This is a genomic window from Pantoea eucrina (assembly GCF_020079945.1).
Classification (GTDB): Bacteria; Pseudomonadota; Gammaproteobacteria; order Enterobacterales; family Enterobacteriaceae; genus Pantoea; species Pantoea eucrina.
Genome location: NZ_CP083448.1, coordinates 1,119,569 through 1,136,779 on the forward strand (window position 1 = coordinate 1,119,569; position 17,211 = coordinate 1,136,779).

The 17,211-nt window shown below is 55.4% G+C and carries 20 protein-coding genes; 12 read left to right on the plus strand and 8 right to left on the minus strand.

The features are described from left to right. Window positions 1-172 precede the first annotated feature (172 nt). Window positions 173-1,861, minus strand: a complete 1,689-nt coding sequence (locus LAC65_RS05225) for an aspartate:alanine antiporter (protein WP_039383465.1) — start codon at window positions 1,859-1,861, stop codon at window positions 173-175. Window positions 1,862-2,112: 251 nt separating this feature from the next. On the opposite strand from LAC65_RS05225, the gene ybjM reads away from it, so the two are divergent. Continuing rightward, complete coding sequence (gene ybjM, locus LAC65_RS05230) at window positions 2,113-2,481, plus strand: inner membrane protein YbjM (protein WP_039383466.1); 369 nt, start codon at window positions 2,113-2,115, stop codon at window positions 2,479-2,481. Between the two features lie 25 nt (window positions 2,482-2,506). On the opposite strand, the gene LAC65_RS05235 is transcribed toward ybjM, so the two are convergent. Next, window positions 2,507-2,770, minus strand: a complete 264-nt coding sequence (locus tag LAC65_RS05235) for a GrxA family glutaredoxin (protein ID WP_039383469.1) — start codon at window positions 2,768-2,770, stop codon at window positions 2,507-2,509. Window positions 2,771-2,966: 196 nt separating this feature from the next. On the opposite strand from LAC65_RS05235, the gene LAC65_RS05240 reads away from it, so the two are divergent. The 11 genes from LAC65_RS05240 to rlmC all read left to right on the plus strand — a co-directional run bounded on the left by LAC65_RS05240 (window position 2,967) and on the right by rlmC (window position 12,562). Beyond that, entirely contained in the window at window positions 2,967-3,218 is a 252-nt protein-coding gene (locus tag LAC65_RS05240; RefSeq protein ID WP_039383472.1) for a DUF1418 family protein, read from the plus strand. Between the two features lie 12 nt (window positions 3,219-3,230). Next, window positions 3,231-3,953, plus strand: coding sequence for an oxygen-insensitive NADPH nitroreductase (gene nfsA / locus LAC65_RS05245; RefSeq protein ID WP_039383474.1), 723 nt, complete (start codon window positions 3,231-3,233; stop codon window positions 3,951-3,953). Between the two features lie 17 nt (window positions 3,954-3,970). Further along, complete coding sequence (gene rimK / locus LAC65_RS05250) at window positions 3,971-4,873, plus strand: 30S ribosomal protein S6--L-glutamate ligase (RefSeq protein WP_203025476.1); 903 nt, start codon at window positions 3,971-3,973, stop codon at window positions 4,871-4,873. Window positions 4,874-4,960: 87 nt separating this feature from the next. Then, a complete protein-coding gene (locus LAC65_RS05255) occupies window positions 4,961-5,440 on the plus strand; it encodes a type III secretion system chaperone family protein (protein WP_039383479.1) in 480 nt (159 codons plus the stop codon). Between the two features lie 95 nt (window positions 5,441-5,535). Continuing rightward, window positions 5,536-6,233, plus strand: a protein-coding gene (locus LAC65_RS05260; protein WP_223429336.1) for an IS1 family transposase whose coding sequence is annotated in 2 segments (ribosomal slippage) — window positions 5,536-5,785 and window positions 5,785-6,233 — 699 coding nt in all. Because the reading frame shifts where the segments join, the coding sequence is not laid out codon by codon here. A 443-nt stretch (window positions 6,234-6,676) separates the two neighbouring features. Next, window positions 6,677-7,786 carry a spermidine/putrescine ABC transporter substrate-binding protein PotF gene (potF, locus tag LAC65_RS05265; RefSeq protein WP_039383482.1) on the plus strand — a complete coding sequence of 370 codons (1,110 nt, stop codon included), beginning with the start codon at window positions 6,677-6,679 and terminating at the stop codon, window positions 7,784-7,786. 119 nt (window positions 7,787-7,905) lie between these two features. Beyond that, the gene (potG, locus tag LAC65_RS05270; protein WP_148310066.1) at window positions 7,906-9,039 is read left to right on the plus strand and encodes a putrescine ABC transporter ATP-binding subunit PotG; all 1,134 of its coding nucleotides are present in this window, start codon (window positions 7,906-7,908) and stop codon (window positions 9,037-9,039) included. A gap of 9 nt (window positions 9,040-9,048) precedes the next feature. Then, a complete protein-coding gene (gene potH / locus LAC65_RS05275; RefSeq protein ID WP_039383485.1) occupies window positions 9,049-10,005 on the plus strand; it encodes a putrescine ABC transporter permease PotH in 957 nt (318 codons plus the stop codon). Further along, entirely contained in the window at window positions 10,002-10,847 is an 846-nt protein-coding gene (potI, locus tag LAC65_RS05280; protein WP_039383488.1) for a putrescine ABC transporter permease PotI, read from the plus strand. The genes potH and potI overlap by 4 nt, the downstream gene beginning before the upstream one ends. A 66-nt stretch (window positions 10,848-10,913) precedes the next feature. Next, the gene (locus tag LAC65_RS05285; RefSeq protein WP_039383491.1) at window positions 10,914-11,378 is read left to right on the plus strand and encodes a YbjO family protein; all 465 of its coding nucleotides are present in this window, start codon (window positions 10,914-10,916) and stop codon (window positions 11,376-11,378) included. A gap of 41 nt (window positions 11,379-11,419) precedes the next feature. Further along, window positions 11,420-12,562, plus strand: a complete 1,143-nt coding sequence (gene rlmC, locus LAC65_RS05290) for a 23S rRNA (uracil(747)-C(5))-methyltransferase RlmC (RefSeq protein WP_145339172.1) — start codon at window positions 11,420-11,422, stop codon at window positions 12,560-12,562. Window positions 12,563-12,586: 24 nt separating this feature from the next. Here rlmC and artJ (LAC65_RS05295) read toward each other — a convergent pair whose 3' ends face one another. The 6 genes from artJ (LAC65_RS05295) to LAC65_RS05320 form a co-directional block, all read right to left on the minus strand. Next, the gene (artJ, locus tag LAC65_RS05295; protein ID WP_039383495.1) at window positions 12,587-13,318 is read right to left on the minus strand and encodes an arginine ABC transporter substrate-binding protein; all 732 of its coding nucleotides are present in this window, start codon (window positions 13,316-13,318) and stop codon (window positions 12,587-12,589) included. 150 nt (window positions 13,319-13,468) lie between these two features. Further along, on the minus strand, window positions 13,469-14,137 hold the full coding sequence (artM, locus tag LAC65_RS05300; RefSeq protein ID WP_039383496.1) for an arginine ABC transporter permease ArtM: 669 nt from the start codon (window positions 14,135-14,137) through the stop codon (window positions 13,469-13,471). Between the two features lie 3 nt (window positions 14,138-14,140). Continuing rightward, on the minus strand, window positions 14,141-14,854 hold the full coding sequence (gene artQ / locus LAC65_RS05305) for an arginine ABC transporter permease ArtQ (RefSeq protein ID WP_039383497.1): 714 nt from the start codon (window positions 14,852-14,854) through the stop codon (window positions 14,141-14,143). Between the two features lie 6 nt (window positions 14,855-14,860). After that, window positions 14,861-15,592 (minus strand): arginine ABC transporter substrate-binding protein, encoded by a 732-nt coding sequence (gene artJ, locus LAC65_RS05310; protein ID WP_039383498.1) that lies wholly within the window; start codon window positions 15,590-15,592, stop codon window positions 14,861-14,863. 15 nt (window positions 15,593-15,607) lie between these two features. Continuing rightward, the gene (artP, locus tag LAC65_RS05315; RefSeq protein WP_039383501.1) at window positions 15,608-16,336 is read right to left on the minus strand and encodes an arginine ABC transporter ATP-binding protein ArtP; all 729 of its coding nucleotides are present in this window, start codon (window positions 16,334-16,336) and stop codon (window positions 15,608-15,610) included. 236 nt (window positions 16,337-16,572) lie between these two features. Further along, on the minus strand, window positions 16,573-17,112 hold the full coding sequence (locus LAC65_RS05320) for a lipoprotein (RefSeq protein ID WP_039383504.1): 540 nt from the start codon (window positions 17,110-17,112) through the stop codon (window positions 16,573-16,575). Window positions 17,113-17,211: the final 99 nt, after the last annotated feature.

The window sequence follows — 17,211 nt, forward strand, 5'->3', positions numbered from 1 at the left end:
CACAGCATGGCGCGATTCGCTTAGCGCAACCTTAAGGCACCCGCGTCAGATATAAAAAAACCCGTCAGTCAAAAAGACTGGCGGGCTCCTCAATCCGGGGATTTCAAAGAAAAGCAGTGGCACTTATTCAGACGCTGGCGGCCGGTAAAGGTTCCCGACAGACAAAAATAATTTATCCCGCCAGCACCGGCCAGATAATCACAATCAGCGTGCCGGCCAGCGTCAGTAGCACATTGGCAATCGCATAGGTGCCGGCATAGCCCAGCGCCGGAATATTACTGCGTGCGGTATCGCTGATAATCTCCATGGCTGGGGCACAGGTGCGTGCGCCCATGATGGCACCAAACAGCAGCGCGCGGTTCATGCGCAGCACGTAAGCGCCAAACAGATAGCAGATAACCACCGGCACCAGGCTGACCAGCAGCCCGCTCAGCAGCATCAGGGCACCGGCGCTGCCGAGCCCGTGCTGCAGTCCACTGCCGGCGCTGAGCCCGACGCCTGCCATAAAGACCATCAGTCCGAACTCTTTCAGCATGGTCAGGGCACCCTGCGGAATATAGCCAAAGGTAGGGTGGTTGGCGCGCAGGAAGCCCAGCATGATGCCGGCAAACAGCAGGCCGGCAGCGTTACCAATACCAAAGCTGAAATTGCTGAACTGAAACGTGATCATCCCTATCATCAGGCCGATGATAAAAAAGGCGCAGAAAGCGAGCAGGTCAGTCATCTGACTGTGAATGGCAATAAAGCCGATGCGATCGGCCAGGCTTTTAACACGGCGCGCTTCACCGCTGACCTGCAGCACATCGCCTTTATTGAGCATGATGCTGTCATCGATCGGCATCTCAATCTGGCTGCGGATCACCCGATTCAGAAAGCAGCCATGATCGGTGAGTTTAAGATGGCTGAGCCGCTTATTTACCGCATTGTGGTTCTTGACCACAATCTCCTCGGTGACGATACGCATATCGAGCAGATCGCGGTCGAACACCTCTTTACCATTGCGGAAGCTGGCATCGAGCCGGGCGTGGGCGTCAGGATAACCTACCAGTGAGATCTCATCGCCCAGCTGCAGCATGGCATCTCCGTCCGGGCTGGCGAGAATGCCGTTACGCCGCAGACGTTCTATATAGCAGCCGGTCTGACGATGGATACCCAGCTCGCGCAGGTTTTTGCCGCCGCTCCAGGCTACCAGCTCCGGTCCGACGCGATAGGCGCGGATCACCGGTAAAAAAACCTTACGCTGGCTGTCGGCGTCCAGACCGCGTTCGCGGGCAATTTGCTGGGCGCAGGTGGGCAGATCCTGATGCTGCAACCGGGGCAGATAGCGGGCGCCGAAAATCAGGCTGACCAGCCCCACCAGATAGGTCAGGGCGTAGCCGAGGCTCAGATTATCCTGCATCATACTTAACTGACGCGGATCGCTGATGCTCTGCCGCAGCGTATCGCCGGCACCGACCAGCACCGGCGTTGAGGTCATTGACCCTGCCAGCATGCCCGCCGTAAGGCCGATATCCCAGCCAAACAGATTGCCAAGAATCAGTGCGACCAGTAGCGCACTGACCACCATCACAATGGCTAAGAAAAAATAGTTTTTACCGTCGCGGAAAAAGATAGAAAAGAAGTTGGGTCCCGCCTCCACGCCGACACAAAAAATAAACAGCATAAAACCCAGGCTCAGAGCGTCGGTATTAATCGCAAAATGCTGCTGGCCTAAAATCAGAGAGACAACCAGTACGCCAATTGAATTACCCAGCTGGACGGAACCAAGACGCAGTTTTCCCAGACAGAGGCCGAGCGCTAATACGACAAATAATAACAGAACGTCATTTTTGCTTAACAATTCTGCGACGTTAATGTTCACAGTTTTAACTTCTTATTCACGTGTAACAGGTTGATAGGAGGAGGATTTTTAGCTATCTTAATCAGAGCGGTAAACGCCGGGGCTGGCCTTCCTGTCCCGCCCGATTCTGAAGCGACATTATTCTAAACATTATTATTTGCTTCAGCTATCCGCATTGCTCACTCTTTCTGTTTGTAGCTGTTTCTATTTATTTCCACGCATGTGCGCCAGGCATTAAAAGTTCTGTTTTAACGTTAACGTTGAGGATTGTTATGTTGCAGCGCAGCCATCGCTGGTCCGCATTCGCGTCAGGCGCGACGCTTTATACGCTGGTGTTTATTTTTGCCCACCACTTCTGGAGCGTGCCGCTCCATATGCGGCATGGTCAGCCAGAACTCCTGCTGTTTCTGTTGCCTGGGGTAGCGATTGCGCTGCTGCAGCCCGCCAGCCCGATGGTGTCAACGCTGTGGTCAGCGATAGCGGGAACGCTGCTGGGGATGAGCTGGGTCATGCTGACAGAGCAGGTCAGTCATACGCCGCTGATGGGGCTGGCCTGGAGTCTGAGTGCGTTATTCTGGGCAGGGTGTGGTGCGCTACTGGTTCGTCTGCTGCGCATTATGCTGGCTATGCGCATCGATTAAAAAACGGGCCTTATGGCCCGTTTTTTTATGCCTCTATGCCAAGATTCTCTTTGGTCCAGGCAGCAAATTCGGTGTAACCACCGATGTGTCGATCGTCGATAAAAATCTGCGGCACCGTGGTCACTGGTTTACCGGCGCGCGCTTCCAGATCGGCTTTAGTGATGCCGGTTGCCTGAATATCAACATACTGGTAGTTGAAGCTATCCTGGTCGCTGGTCAGCTTAGCGGCTAACTCTTTAGCGCGTACGCAATAAGGGCATCCTGAACGGCCAAAAATCACTGCAATCATTGCTTCTCTCCTTCCGCTGCTGTTTTGTGAGCAAAGTCACAGCACAGCGTGAATAATGGTTCACATCATGCCCGCTCATGCTGCTTAAGAGAAGCAGAAAATACCTGTTACTCTGATGGATGTACGCTATCCCTGACGGGCTATGCTGGCAGCAGCGATACGCCGAACCAGACCCGCAAACAGCAGAGGTATCACGATGCGTAACTTTGCAAGATTGCCAAAACCCGTGTTGCTGCTTGAGGCGCTGGGCGCCTGCGCAGTAGCCGGCGCGCTTTTGCTGATGAATAACTGGCTGCCAGCGCCTGCCGCGATTGGGCAAAAGCCGCTGGCTACGCTACTTTTTTTGCTGGGCATTGCGCTGATGCTGCCTGCGGCATGGCTGATTATGTGGCGTACCGCCAAAGTCATGGCCCCGCACCTTTTTGATCATACTCACACCAGGAAATAACCGGAGAACATAATGACGCCGACAATCGATCTGCTATGCAGCCACCGTTCCATTCGTGCTTTTACTGAGCAGGGTATTGATGACGCTCAGCGCCGCGCGATTATTGCTGCAGCGCAGGCGGCTTCTACCTCCAGTTTTCTGCAGTGCTCATCCATCGTACGCATCACCGATCGCGAAAAGCGCCGCGCGCTGGCGGAGCTGGCGGGCGGCCAGTCCTGGGTAACGGATGCACCGGAGTTTTGGGTCTTCTGCGCCGATTTTAACCGCCATCTGCAAATCTGCCCGGATGCTCAGCTGGGTCGTGCTGAACAGCTGCTGCTGGGCTGTGTGGATACCGCGCTAATGGCGCAAAATGCGATGGTGGCCGCCGAGTCGCTTGGGCTGGGTGGCGTTTTTATCGGCGGGATCCGCAATAACATTGCGGACGTGACCGCGCTGCTGGAGCTGCCAAAATTTGTGCTGCCGCTGTTTGGCTTCTGTATCGGCTATCCGTCAGCCTCTCCGGATGTGAAACCCCGTATGCCGCAGGCGATGCTGGTCCATGAAAACAGCTATCATCAGGTAGATAAAACAGTGCTGGCAGAGTATGACCAGCAAATCACGGAGTACTATCAGCAGCGCGACAGCAACCAGCGTTCCGAAACCTGGAGTGATCTCATCCAGCGCCTGATCGTTAAAGAGACGCGTCCGTTTATGCTCGACTATCTGCATAGTCAGGGCTGGGCGACGCGTTAAGACAGGAGGACTGCCGCATGAAAATGGCGCTTCTTACCCGCGACAGCACGCTTTACTCCAGTCAGCGGCTGCGCGCAGCCGCTGAGGCACGCGGGCATCAGATTGCGATGATCGATCCGCTCTCCTGCTACATGAATATCAACGCAGCGCTGCCAGCCGTGCATTATCAGGGTGAGATACTCAGTCATTTTGATGCGGTGATCCCGCGTATCGGCACGGCCACAACTTTTTATGGCACCGCGGTCCTGCGCCAGTTTGAGCTGCTTGGCAGCTACCCGCTCAATGAATCGGTGGCGATCACCCGCGCCCGCGACAAGCTGCGCTCGCTGCAGCTGCTGGCGCGCGAGGGCATTGATATGCCGGTGACCGGTATCGCTTCCTCGCCGGATGATACCGGCGATCTGATCCGCATGGTGGGCGGGGCGCCGCTGGTGGTTAAGCTGGTGGAAGGCACCCAGGGGATTGGCGTCGTGCTGGCAGAGACGCGTCAGGCCGCCGAAAGCGTGATTGATGCGTTTCGCGGTCTCAATGCGCATATTCTGGTGCAGGAGTTTATTAAAGAAGCGCGGGGCCGCGATATTCGCTGTCTGGTTATTGGCGATCGCGTGGTGGCTGCCATCGGGCGTGAGGCAAAAGAGGGGGAATTCCGCTCAAATCTGCATCGTGGCGGCACCGCGCACCCTGTTACTATCAGCGACCGGGAGCGTGACATCGCCATTAAAGCCGCAGCAACGCTGGGGCTGGCCGTGGCGGGTGTCGATATTCTGCGTGCCGGCCGCGGTCCGCTGGTCATGGAGGTCAACGCCTCACCCGGTCTGGAAGGTATTGAGGGCTGCACGGGCCTGGATATTGCCACTATGATGATCGACTGGATTGAGCAGCACGCCTGCCCCGGCTATCGTCCTAAAACCGGTGGCTAGATAACGTTTTCCGGTGGTTTTCGTGGCATCTGACCCCATTTTTCCGTAAGCTAAGGCGCTTATTTATTCACCCCACAGGAAATAGCGATGGATTCACTGGTCGTTCCTGACATCGACATGCTGCGTCGCTGGCTGGATCAACAAAATATCACCTGGTTCGAATGTGATGCCTGCCAGGCATTACATCTGCCGCACATGCAGAATTTTGACGGGGTGTTTGACGCAAAAATTGACCTGGTGGATAACGTTATTCTGTTTTCTGCGCTGGCTGAAGTTAAACCCACAGCGCTTATTCCGCTGGTCGGCGATCTGTCGCAAATTAATGCCAGCTCGCTGACCATCAAAGCTTTTATCGATATTCAGGATGATAATCTGCCCAAGCTGATTGTCTGTCAGTCCCTGAGTGTTACCGCCGGCATCACCTTCAGTCAGTTCACGCACTTTATGAAGCAGAGTGAAGAGGGGGTTTCTATGGTGATTATGGAAGCCTTTGCCAATCACCTGCTGATGATGGGTGAGGAGGAGGAGCGTCCTTCCGGGGTCAGCAGTTCAGGGGTTTTACACTAATTCCGCTTTATATTCACTGCCGCAGACTGCGGCAGTTTTCGGTGATGCTGCCAACTTACTGATTTAGTGTATGATGGTGTTTTTGAGGTGCTCCCGTGGCTTCTGTTTCTATCAGCTGTCCCTCCTGTTCAGCTACTGACGGGGTGGTGCGTAACGGCAAAAGCACTGCCGGACATCAGCGCTATCTCTGCTCTCACTGCCGTAAAACATGGCAACTGCAGTTCACTTACACCGCTTCTCAACCCGGTACGCACCAGAAAATCATTGATATGGCCATGAATGGTGTTGGATGCCGGGCAACCGCCCGCATTATGGGCGTTGGCCTCAACACGATTTTACGTCACTTAAAAAACTCAGGCCGCAGTCGGTAACCTCGCGCATACAGCCGGGCAGTGATGTGATTGTCTGCGCTGAAATGGACGAACAGTGGGGCTACGTCGGTGCTAAATCACGTCAGCGCTGGCTGTTTTACGCGTATGACAGGATACGGAGGACGGTTGTGGCGCACGTCTTCGGTGAACGCACTCTGGCCACACTGGAGCGTCTTCTGAGCCTGCTGTCGGCCTTTGAGGTCGTGGTATGGATGACGGATGGCTGGCCGCTGTATGAATCCCGCCTGAAGGGAAAGCTGCACGTAATCAGCAAGCGTTACACTCAGCGAATTGAGCGGCATAACCTGAATCTGAGACAACATCTGGCAAGGCTGGGACGGAAGTCACTGTCGTTCTCAAAATCGGTGGAGCTGCATGACAAGGTCATCGGGCATTATCTGAACATAAAACACTATCAGTAAGTTGGAGTCATTACCCAGTTTTCTTTCTGATTTTCTCCTGCCATTTTTTATTCTGTTATTTGCCCGCTCCCGCCAGATTTTAGTCATGCTTTATGCCGTAACTGCCAGACCACATAGCACAAAAGTGCATAAAATATCGTAAAAAGGCGTTTTTTACGCTGGGGTCTGGTGCGCAGAGATCAGGGGGGCTATTCTTGCGAAGCTGTGCCGGACAGGCTACCGCTCAGCAGCGCTATACTGATTTCAGGGAAGGCCCGCCGTTACGCATCTGCATAGCTACCCATTTGCAGGTTGCTGGCTCACTCTCCCGAGACTGGCTATAGGTATTTACTATTTAACGTCCGCTGAAGAGTGATTCATTGTATGTCTGGCTATTTTCAGACAGGAAATCATCGGATCGGCTGTATGCAGCGTTTATTGACCCGTTCAGGAGAAAATAACAGATGAACAACCAGACAAAAAAATGGTTGCCAGCCGCAGTGGCTGGTGTGGTAATGGCATCAGCTGTTGCTGCTCAGGCAGAAGATAAAACGCTGCACGTCTATAACTGGTCCGATTATATTGCGGCCGATACGGTGCCCAACTTTGAAAAGCAGACCGGCATCAAAGTTGTGTATGACGTCTTTGACTCCAATGAAGTGCTGGAAGGCAAACTGATGGCGGGCAGCACCGGCTATGATGTTGTGGTGCCCTCATCCAGTTTTCTGGCGCGCCAGCTGCAGTCGGGCGTGTTTCAGGAACTCGACAAAAGTAAACTGCCGAACTACAAAAACCTCGATCCGGACCTGATGGCCAAAGTGGCACAGCACGATCCTGGCAATAAATACGCGATTCCTTATCTGTGGGGCACCACCGGCATCGGTTATAACGTTGAGAAAGTCAAAGCCGCGCTCGGTGCGGACGCGCCGGTTAACAGCTGGGATCTGGTGCTGAAACCGGAAAACCTTGAAAAACTGAAAAGCTGCGGTGTCTCTTTCCTGGACGCGCCGGAAGAGATCTTCGCCACGGTGCTGAACTATCTTGGCAAAGATCCCAACAGCGCTGACGCCAAAGATTACACCGGAGCGGCGACCGATCTGCTGATGAAACTGCGGCCAAATATTCGCTATTTCCACTCGTCGCAATATATCAACGACCTGGCGAATGGTAACACCTGCGTGGCGATAGGCTGGTCTGGCGATATTCTGCAGGCGAAAGATCGCGCTGAAAAAGCAAATAACGGCGTTCACCTGGGCTATAGCGTGCCGAAAGAGGGCGCCCTGGCGTTCTTTGACATGATGGCGATCCCGAAAGATGCGAAAAATATGGATACTGCCTATCAGTGGCTGAACTACATCATGGAGCCGAAAGTGATCGCTGAGGTATCCAACAAAATCAATTATGCCAACGGCAATAAAGCGTCGCTGCCGCTGATTAATGCCGACGTCCGCAACAATCCGGGCATCTTCCCGACGCCGGACGCGATGGCGAAGCTGTTTGTGCTCAAGGTCCAGGATCCGAAACTGGATCGCGCACGCACCCGCGCATGGACTAAAGTAAAAAGTGGTAAGTGATTCGTTCTGAACGATATCCCTGACCGGTAACCACAGCAGAGGCGCAGTACGGGCCTCTGCTGTGCCATTCCAGCGGCTGGCTGTGCCGCGCTACCCCGCTTAGCGCCGGAGAAATGTTAGTGAACGACGCGATTTCCCGTCCCCAGAGTAAATCAGCAAAGGCATTAACGCCGCTGCTGGAGATCCGTAACCTGACCAAATCGTTTGAGGGTCAGCACGCCGTAGATGATGTCAGCCTGACTATCTACAAAGGTGAAATCTTTGCCCTGCTGGGTGCATCTGGCTGCGGCAAATCGACGCTGCTGCGCATGCTGGCAGGATTTGAGATCCCCAGCAGCGGCCAGATTGTGCTGGATGGTCAGGATCTCTCTCACGTGCCGCCCTATCAGCGCCCTATCAATATGATGTTTCAGTCCTACGCGCTGTTTCCGCATATGACAGTGGAGCAAAACATCGCCTTTGGCCTGAAGCAGGATAAATTATCCAAAGCAGAAATCGCCAGCCGCGTGGCGGAGATGCTGGCGCTGGTGCATATGCAGGAGTACGCCAGCCGCAAACCGCATCAGCTCTCAGGCGGGCAGCGTCAGCGCGTGGCGCTGGCCCGCAGCCTGGCAAAACGGCCTAAACTGCTGCTGCTGGATGAGCCGATGGGTGCACTGGATAAAAAACTGCGCGATCGCATGCAGCATGAGGTGGTGGATATTCTGGAGCGCGTGGGTGCTACCTGCGTCATGGTCACGCACGATCAGGAAGAGGCGATGACTATGGCCGGACGTATTGCCATCATGAATCGCGGTAAGTTTGTGCAGATTGGTGAGCCGGAAGAGATTTATGAGCATCCTACCAGCCGCTATAGCGCAGAGTTTATCGGCTCGGTTAACGTGTTTGAGGGGCTGCTGCGCGAGCGGCGTGACGAGGGCGTGGTGATTGATAGCCCCGGCCTGATGCATCCGCTGAAGGTCCAGACGGATGTCTCCATTGTCGACAATGTCCCGGTCCACATTGCGCTGCGCCCGGAAAAGGTGATGCTGTGCGATACGGTACCGGCTGACGGCTGCAACTTTGCCGTGGGCGAGGTGGCGCATATCGCCTATCTGGGCGATCTGTCGATTTACCACGTGCGCCTGCACAGTGGACAGATGATCAGCGCGCAGCTGCAGAACGCGCATCGTTTTCGCAAAGGTGCGCCCGTCTGGGGAGATGAAGTGCGTCTCTGCTGGGATGCGGACAGCTGTGTGGTTCTGACGGTCTAGGGGGCGGTTATGAGTCAGATTTCTCCACGGCCTCAGCCGGTACTGGCGGGCACGCCACTGCAGCGCTGGGCAACCCGCATGAAGATGCAGCACGGACGCAAACTGGTGATTGCGCTGCCTTACCTGTGGCTGATTTTGCTGTTCCTGCTGCCGTTTCTGATTGTGCTTAAAATCAGCTTTGCCGATATCGCCCGCGCCATCCCGCCTTACACTGACCTGGTGACCTGGGCAGATGACCAGCTGAATGTCGTGCTGAACCTCGGCAACTATTTTACGCTGACGGACGATCCGCTTTACGCTGAAGCCTACCTGACCTCGCTTAAAGTGGCGGCGATCTCCACGGTAATTTGCCTGCTTATCGCCTATCCGCTCGCCTGGGCGGTTGCGCACAGCAAGCCGTCGATGCGCACCATACTGCTGCTGCTGGTGATCCTGCCCTCCTGGACATCATTCCTGGTGCGCGTTTACGCCTGGATGGGGTTACTGAACAATAACGGCATTCTGAATCGCTTTTTGCTGTGGCTTGGCGTTATCGATCATCCGCTGGTGATCCTCTACACCAATACGGCGGTCTATATCGGTATTGTTTACTGCTATCTGCCCTTTATGGTGCTGCCGATCTATACCGCGCTGACGCGTATCGACTATTCGCTGGTGGAAGCGTCGCTGGACTTAGGCGCGCGTCCGCTGAAAACCTTTTTCAGCGTGATTGTGCCGCTGACCAAAGGCGGCATTATCGCCGGGTCGATGCTGGTGTTCATACCGGCGGTAGGGGAGTATGTGATCCCGGAACTGCTGGGCGGCCCGGACAGTATTATGATTGGTCGCATTCTCTGGCAGGAGTTTTTTAATAACCGCGACTGGCCGGTGGCCTCCGCGCTGGCGATAACCATTCTGCTGATCCTGATCCTGCCGATTATCTGGTTCCACAAGCATCAAAATCGCGCTGCGGGAGAGAAAGCATGAATCAGCTACCGGTTATTCGCTCGCCGTGGCGTACCGCTATTCTGGTGCTCTGCTTTCTGTTTCTCTATACGCCCATGCTGCTGCTGGTGGTTTACTCCTTTAACAGCTCGCAGCTGGTCACGGTGTGGGAGAGCTTCTCTTTTCACTGGTATCGCGTGCTGTTTCAGGATGAGGCGATGCTCGATGCCGTCGGGCTGAGCCTGACCATTGCCGGGCTTTCAGCCACCATGGCCGTGATACTGGGTACCCTGGCGGCGGTGATCATTGTGCGCTTTGGCCGCTTTCGCGGTCACAGCGGTTTCGCCTTTATGCTGACCGCACCGCTGGTTATGCCTGACGTGATTACCGGTCTGTCGCTGCTGCTGCTGTTTGTGGCGATGGCGAACACGCTGGGCTGGCCGGGCGACCGCGGCATGCTGACTATCTGGCTGGCGCACGTCACATTCTGTACCGCTTATGTTGCGGTAGTGATCAACGCCCGCCTGCGCGAACTGGATCGCTCTATTGAAGAGGCCGCGATGGATCTGGGCGCCACGCCGCTGAAGGTGTTCTTTGTGATCACCGTGCCGATGATTGCGCCCGCCATTGTAACCGGCTGGCTGCTGGCCTTTACGCTGTCGCTTGATGACCTTGTGATCGCCAGCTTTGTTACCGGTCCGGGAGCGACCACGCTGCCGATGGCGATCTTCGCCACGGTACGACGCGGGGTGAATCCGGAGATCAACGCGCTGGCGTCGATTATTCTGTTTGTGGTCGGGCTGGTCGGTTTCATCGCCTGGCGCTTTATGGCGCATGAAGAAAAACAGCGTTTGCGTGATATTCAGAAAGCAAAACGTGGCTGAAATCCCGTGAGTTTGCCACTATAAGCAAGGCTGGCGTTGCCAGCCTTTTCTTATGGAGCCTGGGTGATGTCGGAAACGCTGAAAAACGCTGTGTTGAGCTCAACGCCGGTGCCGGTAACGATTGCCGGTATCGCGATTATTATTACCCGCTGCCTCAGCGTGATGATGATGGCTGGCGAGCTGGGCTATGAGGAGATGGCTAACTTTGTGCACCGCAGCGCACAGGCCTGGGACTCCACCCTGATATTTATCGCCAGCCAGCTGATTTTTCTGTTTGAACTGCGCTGTGCTTTTACCCTGATGCGCGGCAGCAATCGCGGCCGCTGGGGCTATACGCTCAGCCAGGTTGTGGTGCTGTTCTATATGCTGATGGCGTCGGTGGGCTGGATCTATCCGGAGATATTCAGTATTTCGGGTGAAAACAATCTGCAGATTATTCACCACACGCTGCAGCAGAAATTGCCGGACGTGCTGATTGTGCTGCTGCTGTTTGTGCCGGCCAGCAGTCGCGCATTTTTCCGCATCCGGTGATACAATCGCCCCCCATTTTTTCTCCGAGTACAGGTTGTTCCATGCATTGCGCGCTTTATGACGCTGGCCGCTGCCGTTCATGTCAGTGGCTGGAGAAACCGTATCCGCAGCAGGTCAGCGATAAGCAGGCGCGGCTTGCTCAGCTGCTTGCAGCGATGCCGGTCAGCGACTGGCGGCGTCCGGTGACGTCGGCGGAGCAGGGGTTTCGCAATAAGGCCAAAATGGTCGTCAGCGGCAGCGTGGAGCGCCCGGTTTTTGGTCTGGTGGCACCTGACGGCGAGCCGGTCGATCTCTGCGCCTGTCCGCTCTATCCCGCCAGCTTTGCGCCGGTGTTTGCGCTGCTCAAACCCTTTATCGCCCGTGCCGGTCTTACGCCTTACAGCGTGACGCGCAGGCGCGGCGAACTGAAGTTTCTGCTGCTGACAGAAAGCAGCGAGGGCGGCATGATGCTGCGTTTTGTGCTGCGTTCAGCCAGTAAGGTGCCGCAGCTGCAGGCGGCACTGCCGTGGCTGCAGCAGCAGCTGCCGCAGCTGAAGGTGATCTCTGCCAATATTCAGCCGGTACATATGGCGATTCTGGAGGGGGAGGAAGAGATTGCGCTCACCGCGCAGCAGGCGCTGCCGGAACGCTTTAACCAGGTACCGCTTTATATCCGTCCGCAAAGCTTTTTCCAGACCAACCCGCAGGTGGCGGCCGCGCTTTACGCCACCGCGCGCGACTGGGTAGCGGAGCTGGACGTGACCAGTATGTGGGATCTTTTTTGCGGCGTGGGTGGATTTGGCCTGCACTGCGCCACCCCGGAGATGACGCTGACGGGCATTGAAATCAGCTCTGAAGCGATAGCCTGTGCGCAGCAATCGGCGCAGCAGCTGGGGCTGGAGAAGGTGCACTTTGCCGCTCTGGATTCCACCCGTTTCGCTACCTCACGGGAAGATGTCCCGCAGCTGGTGCTGGTTAATCCGCCGCGCCGCGGCATTGGCAGCGAGCTGTGCGACTATTTAAGCGACATGGCTCCGGCTTTTATTCTTTACTCCAGCTGCAATCCTGCCACCCTGGCGCAGGATATTGCCCGGCTTAGTGATTACAACATACAAAAAGTGCAGCTGTTTGATATGTTCCCGCACACTGCTCATTTTGAAGTGTTATGTCTGCTGACGCGTAACGATCGGGCGCGTGCTGCATAACGCAGCACGCGCTGAGAAGAGAAATTACTCAGGGAACCACTTCTGGTTGATCTGCTGCCAGCTGCCGTCAGCTTTCAGAGCCGCCAGCGCGGTATTGAACTCATTCAGCAGGTCACTGTTACCCTTACGCACGGCAATACCCAGCCCGTTGCCAAAGTATCCGGCATCGGTCACGTGCTCGCCCACGGTAGTGAGATCCTCATTGGCTTTCAGCCACTGACTGACCACGGCGCTGTCGCCAAATACGCCATTGAGGCGGCCGTTTTTCAGGTCGAGAATCGCATTCTGATAGCTGTCATACGCGACCGCTACCACGTCCGGATGCTTTTCAGTCAGATATTTCTGGTGAGTGGTGCCGTTCTCTACGCCGATACGCTTGCCTTTCAGCTGGCTGAAATCGCTGAACTCTCCTTTACGGGCAATGACGATAGCGGAGTTGGCATAGTAAGGCTGGCTGAAATCGACCTGCTTACTGCGCTCGGCGGTAATATCCATACCGGAAATCACCGCATCATAACGGCGGAATTTCAGCGACGGGATCAGGCTGTCAAACGCATTATTTGTGAACGTGCACTCCGCTTTGATTTTCGCACAGAGCGCTTTCGCCAGATCGATATCAAAGCCCACAATCTGATTGTCGTGATCCAGTGATTCAAACGGCGGATAGGTAGCGGAAACGGCAAAACGTATTTTTTCAGCTGCATAAGCATTCACAGTAACCGCAGCGAGCGCTGCGGCGATAATCCATTTTTTCATCATGTCATTCTCATAAGCAAGCCAGAAGCGGAATGCGTGACACAATGCCATTGAATGAATTTTTATGCAATTATTTTGGATAAGTAAGGCTTTGTAATGGGCGGCTGCTCTGACGCCGGCACGGCGCACAACCAACCGCTCCGGTGGCGATTAGCTGCGCTGCTCAAATACCAGTGCGCGTTTCTCTATCAGCCGCATCAGCAGCGTCAGAGCGCCGTTAACCACCAGATAGATCAGACCCGCCGCCGCATACACCGTAACGTCATAGGTGCGTCCGTAGAGCATCTGACCGTGGCCCATCACTTCCATCAGCGTAATGGTGTAGGCCAGCGAGGTGCTTTTAAACACCAGCACCACCTCGTTGGAATAGGAGGAGAGGGCGCGCTTAAGCGCATAGGGCAGCAAAATACGCAGCGTATCTTTGCGGTTCATGCCGAGCGCGGCGCATGACTGCCACTGACCCGCCGGAATAGCGCGTACCGCACCATAAAATAGCTGGGTGGTGTAGGCGGCGCTGTTGAGCGAAAGCGCCAGCATCGCGCACAGCCAGGGCTGCGACAGCAGATGCCAGAGCCAGGGTACGCTCTGAATAGCGGGAAACTGGCCCGGCCCGTAGTAGATCAGGAAAATCTGCACCAGCAGGGGAGTACCGGTAAACAGCGTGATATAGCCTCTTACCAGCAGGCTGGCGACCGGGACTTTCAGCGCCAGCACGACAGTACAGAGCAGCGACAGCAGCAGCGCGGCCGCCAGTGAGGCCAGCGTCAGCGTTAAGCTGGTATGCAGACCTTTTAACAGTTCGGGTAAATAGTCGAGCATGCGTCAGGCTCCCCGCTCAAAACGCGTGGTGTGTAGTTCAATACGGCGTAAAATCGCCTGACTGAAGAGCGTAATTAACAGATAGATAGCGGCAGCCACCAGATACCAGGTAAAAGGTTCCTGCGTACGCGTAGCGATACTTTTCGTCTGCAGCATCAGGTCGTTAACGCTAATCAGCGACACCAGCGCCGTATCTTTCAGCAGCACCAGCCACTGGTTGCCGAGGCCCGGCAGCGCATGTCGCCACATTTGCGGCATAATCAGCCGGAAAAAGATGGCAGACTTTTTCATCCCCAGCGCCTGACCAGATTCCCACTGGCCTGCCGGTACTGCTTTCAGCGCACCGCGCAGCGTCTGTGATGCATAGGCGGAATAGAGCATAGCCAGCGCAATCACCCCGCAGAGAAACGGGCTGACATCAAAGTTCTCAATCTGCAGCTGCACCGGAATAGTCACCAGGCCCAGATTAAGACTGAAACCGTCAGAGAGCGTCAGCAGCAGCTGTGAGGCACCAAAATAGATAAAAAGGACGACCAGGATTTCCGGCAGACCGCGGATCAGCGTGACCAGCACGGTGCCGACCCACGCCAGCGGTTTTATGCGCAGCGACTCCCAGCCAGCAAACAGCATTGCCAGCACAAGGCCGGCGATCAGCGCACAAACAGCAAGGCCGACGGTTATCCCGGCGGCACTTGCAAGTGAGATCATTTCATTCATCAGAGATTACTGCTGGAACCATTTGCTGTAGATAGTCTTGTAGGTGCCGTCAGCTTTGATCTTATCCAGTGCCGCGTTGAACTTACCCTGCAGTTCAGCGTTGCCCTGACGCACGGCGATGCCCAGGCCGGTGCCAAAGTAATCTTTATCCGTGACCTTTTCACCCAGCGGTGCCAGCGTTGCGTTCTGCTTCAGCCACTCATTGACCACGGCGGTATCACCAAAGACGGCATCGATGCGGCCATTTTTCAGATCCAGTACGGCGTTCTGATAGCTGTCGTAAGGCATGATAGTAATATCGCTATGCTTGTCAGTCAGGAACTTCTGGTGGGTGGTACCGTTTTGTACGCCGACGCGCTTGCCTTTAAGGGCAGCAACATCAGCCAGCTTACCTTTCTGCGCAATAAAGGTGGCAGAGTTATCGTAGTAAGGCTTGCTGAACAGCACCTGCTTTTCACGTTCCGGCGTGATGTCCATACCGGCCATTACCGCGTCAAAACGGCGGAATTTCAGGCTGGGGATCAGGCTGTCGAACGCCTGATTAGTAAAGGTGCAGGTCGCATCCATCTCTTTGCAAAGGGCGTTAGCGAGATCGACATCGAATCCCTGGATTTTGTTCTCAGCGTCAACGAATTCAAACGGCGGATAAGAGGCTTCGGTAGCGAAACGCAGCGTCTGTGCAGCGGAAGCGCTCAGGCTCAGCGTGGTGAGCAGGGCAGCAAGTACAACTTTTTTCATTATTAGCATCCTGACTTAGTGCGAAAGATAGTGTGCAAACGCATCGGTTTGCGGCTGTGTAAAGCGGCTGGCATCACCCTGTTCAATGATGTGACCATTCTCCATATAGACCACGCGGCTGGCGGTTTTGCGCGCCACTTCTACCTCGTGGGTCACAATAACCTGCGTGATCTGCGTCTGTGCCAGTTCACGAATAATCGTCACGATCTGCGCGGTAATTTCCGGATCGAGCGCGGCGGTGGGCTCATCGAACAGCAGCACCTGCGGCTCCATCATCAGCGCGCGGGCAATCGCCACGCGCTGCTGCTGACCACCGGAGAGGTGCAGCGGAAAACGATCGGCATAAGGCGTCAGGCGCAGGCGCTCCAGCAGCTTATCGGCACGCGCGCGCGCCGCCTCTTTTGTCAGGCCCAGCACCCGGCAGGGAGCCTCAGTGAGGTTTTGCATAACCGTCAGGTGGGGCCAGAGGTTATATTGCTGGAATACCATGCCGACGTTCTGGCGCAGCTCGCGAATCGCGCTGTCAGCAGGCGTTTTGGTAAAGTCAAACTGGTTGCCGGCAATCTGCAGCGTACCAGAACGCGGCAGCTCCAGCAGATTGAGTACGCGCAGGAGTGAGCTCTTCCCGGCACCGCTGGGACCGAGCAGCACCAGCGTCTCTCCCTGCGGACACTCCAGGTTGATGTCAGACAGCGCCTGATGGGCACCGTAAAAGCAGTTAATAGCGTTTAATTGAATACTCATGCGCGGAAAAATAGAGAGCAAATAGTGCCGCAAATCTTAACGTTCCCGGCATAGTTATGCAAATCGGGTGACTTAAAATTTATTAAACAGCGCATTACCCGCTCCGGTGCAGCAGAAAATTGTGCGGCCTGCGTCAGGCGTGGTTTGCGCGACTTTCACGCCTGACGTTAACACCGGTCAGAGGCTCTCTACCGATGTGGCACCCTAATGTGTGAGCAGGATAACAAAAAAATGCGCTATTTTTTCTGCTCCAGCAGCTGGCTGAGTGAGCCGCCACCGGCATGCGGCCACGCTGCCATATAGCGCACATCCTGCACCACCCAGCACTCGCCTTCGCGGATCATCAGCACCTCATCGCGCCACTGTTTATCACCGCGTGTCAGCGTAACGCGTAGCGGGATATTTCGCGCATCGCGATTGGGGATCGAAGAGGCGCTGTCAACCTCAGCAGCATCCGGCCCCTGCGCCAGGCTGGAAAAGAGATCGCCCTGACGCCACTCTGCCGGCTGATTGCGTTTTTCCCGCGCCTGCAGCAGCGTCTGATAAAGATGATCGCTCAGATAAGGGCGATATCTGGCCAGCAGCGCAGGGTCAGGCAGGCCTGCTGAAGGAGCCTTCATGCGTAAATCATAAAACTGTTGCGCCACGCTATCCGGCCCGCCATCGATACAGGACGCACTGCGTGGGCCATTATCCCTGATAACCGGCTCTACGGTGGTACAGGCGCTCAGCAGCGTTGCTGCTGATGCCAGCAGTGCAAGGGCTTTGATTCTCATCTCCGGTTCCTTATTGTTCTGTGGCAAAGCATGGGTTTTAGCATAGAGTATAGTCGTGCTTTTTCAGCACCATGCGTGCGGGTTCCATCGACATCTTCA

What these genes read in the sequence shown, in the direction of transcription:
- LAC65_RS05235 (WP_039383469.1), bottom strand. Translation starts at nt 2,770, where the DNA reads ATGATTGCAGTGATTTTTGGCCGTTCAGGATGCCCTTATTGCGTACGC.
- artP (WP_039383501.1), bottom strand. Translation starts at nt 16,336, where the DNA reads ATGAGTATTCAATTAAACGCTATTAACTGCTTTTACGGTGCCCATCAG.
- artJ (WP_039383498.1), bottom strand. Translation starts at nt 15,592, where the DNA reads ATGAAAAAAGTTGTACTTGCTGCCCTGCTCACCACGCTGAGCCTGAGC.
- LAC65_RS05285 (WP_039383491.1), top strand. Translation starts at nt 10,914, where the DNA reads ATGTCGGAAACGCTGAAAAACGCTGTGTTGAGCTCAACGCCGGTGCCG.
- artJ (WP_039383495.1), bottom strand. Translation starts at nt 13,318, where the DNA reads ATGAAAAAATGGATTATCGCCGCAGCGCTCGCTGCGGTTACTGTGAAT.
- potH (WP_039383485.1), top strand. Translation starts at nt 9,049, where the DNA reads ATGAGTCAGATTTCTCCACGGCCTCAGCCGGTACTGGCGGGCACGCCA.
- artM (WP_039383496.1), bottom strand. Translation starts at nt 14,137, where the DNA reads ATGCTCGACTATTTACCCGAACTGTTAAAAGGTCTGCATACCAGCTTA.
- ybjM (WP_039383466.1), top strand. Translation starts at nt 2,113, where the DNA reads ATGTTGCAGCGCAGCCATCGCTGGTCCGCATTCGCGTCAGGCGCGACG.
- artQ (WP_039383497.1), bottom strand. Translation starts at nt 14,854, where the DNA reads ATGAATGAAATGATCTCACTTGCAAGTGCCGCCGGGATAACCGTCGGC.
- potF (WP_039383482.1), top strand. Translation starts at nt 6,677, where the DNA reads ATGAACAACCAGACAAAAAAATGGTTGCCAGCCGCAGTGGCTGGTGTG.
- rimK (WP_203025476.1), top strand. Translation starts at nt 3,971, where the DNA reads ATGAAAATGGCGCTTCTTACCCGCGACAGCACGCTTTACTCCAGTCAG.
- LAC65_RS05240 (WP_039383472.1), top strand. Translation starts at nt 2,967, where the DNA reads ATGCGTAACTTTGCAAGATTGCCAAAACCCGTGTTGCTGCTTGAGGCG.
- LAC65_RS05255 (WP_039383479.1), top strand. Translation starts at nt 4,961, where the DNA reads ATGGATTCACTGGTCGTTCCTGACATCGACATGCTGCGTCGCTGGCTG.
- LAC65_RS05320 (WP_039383504.1), bottom strand. Translation starts at nt 17,112, where the DNA reads ATGAGAATCAAAGCCCTTGCACTGCTGGCATCAGCAGCAACGCTGCTG.
- nfsA (WP_039383474.1), top strand. Translation starts at nt 3,231, where the DNA reads ATGACGCCGACAATCGATCTGCTATGCAGCCACCGTTCCATTCGTGCT.
- rlmC (WP_145339172.1), top strand. Translation starts at nt 11,420, where the DNA reads ATGCATTGCGCGCTTTATGACGCTGGCCGCTGCCGTTCATGTCAGTGG.
- potI (WP_039383488.1), top strand. Translation starts at nt 10,002, where the DNA reads ATGAATCAGCTACCGGTTATTCGCTCGCCGTGGCGTACCGCTATTCTG.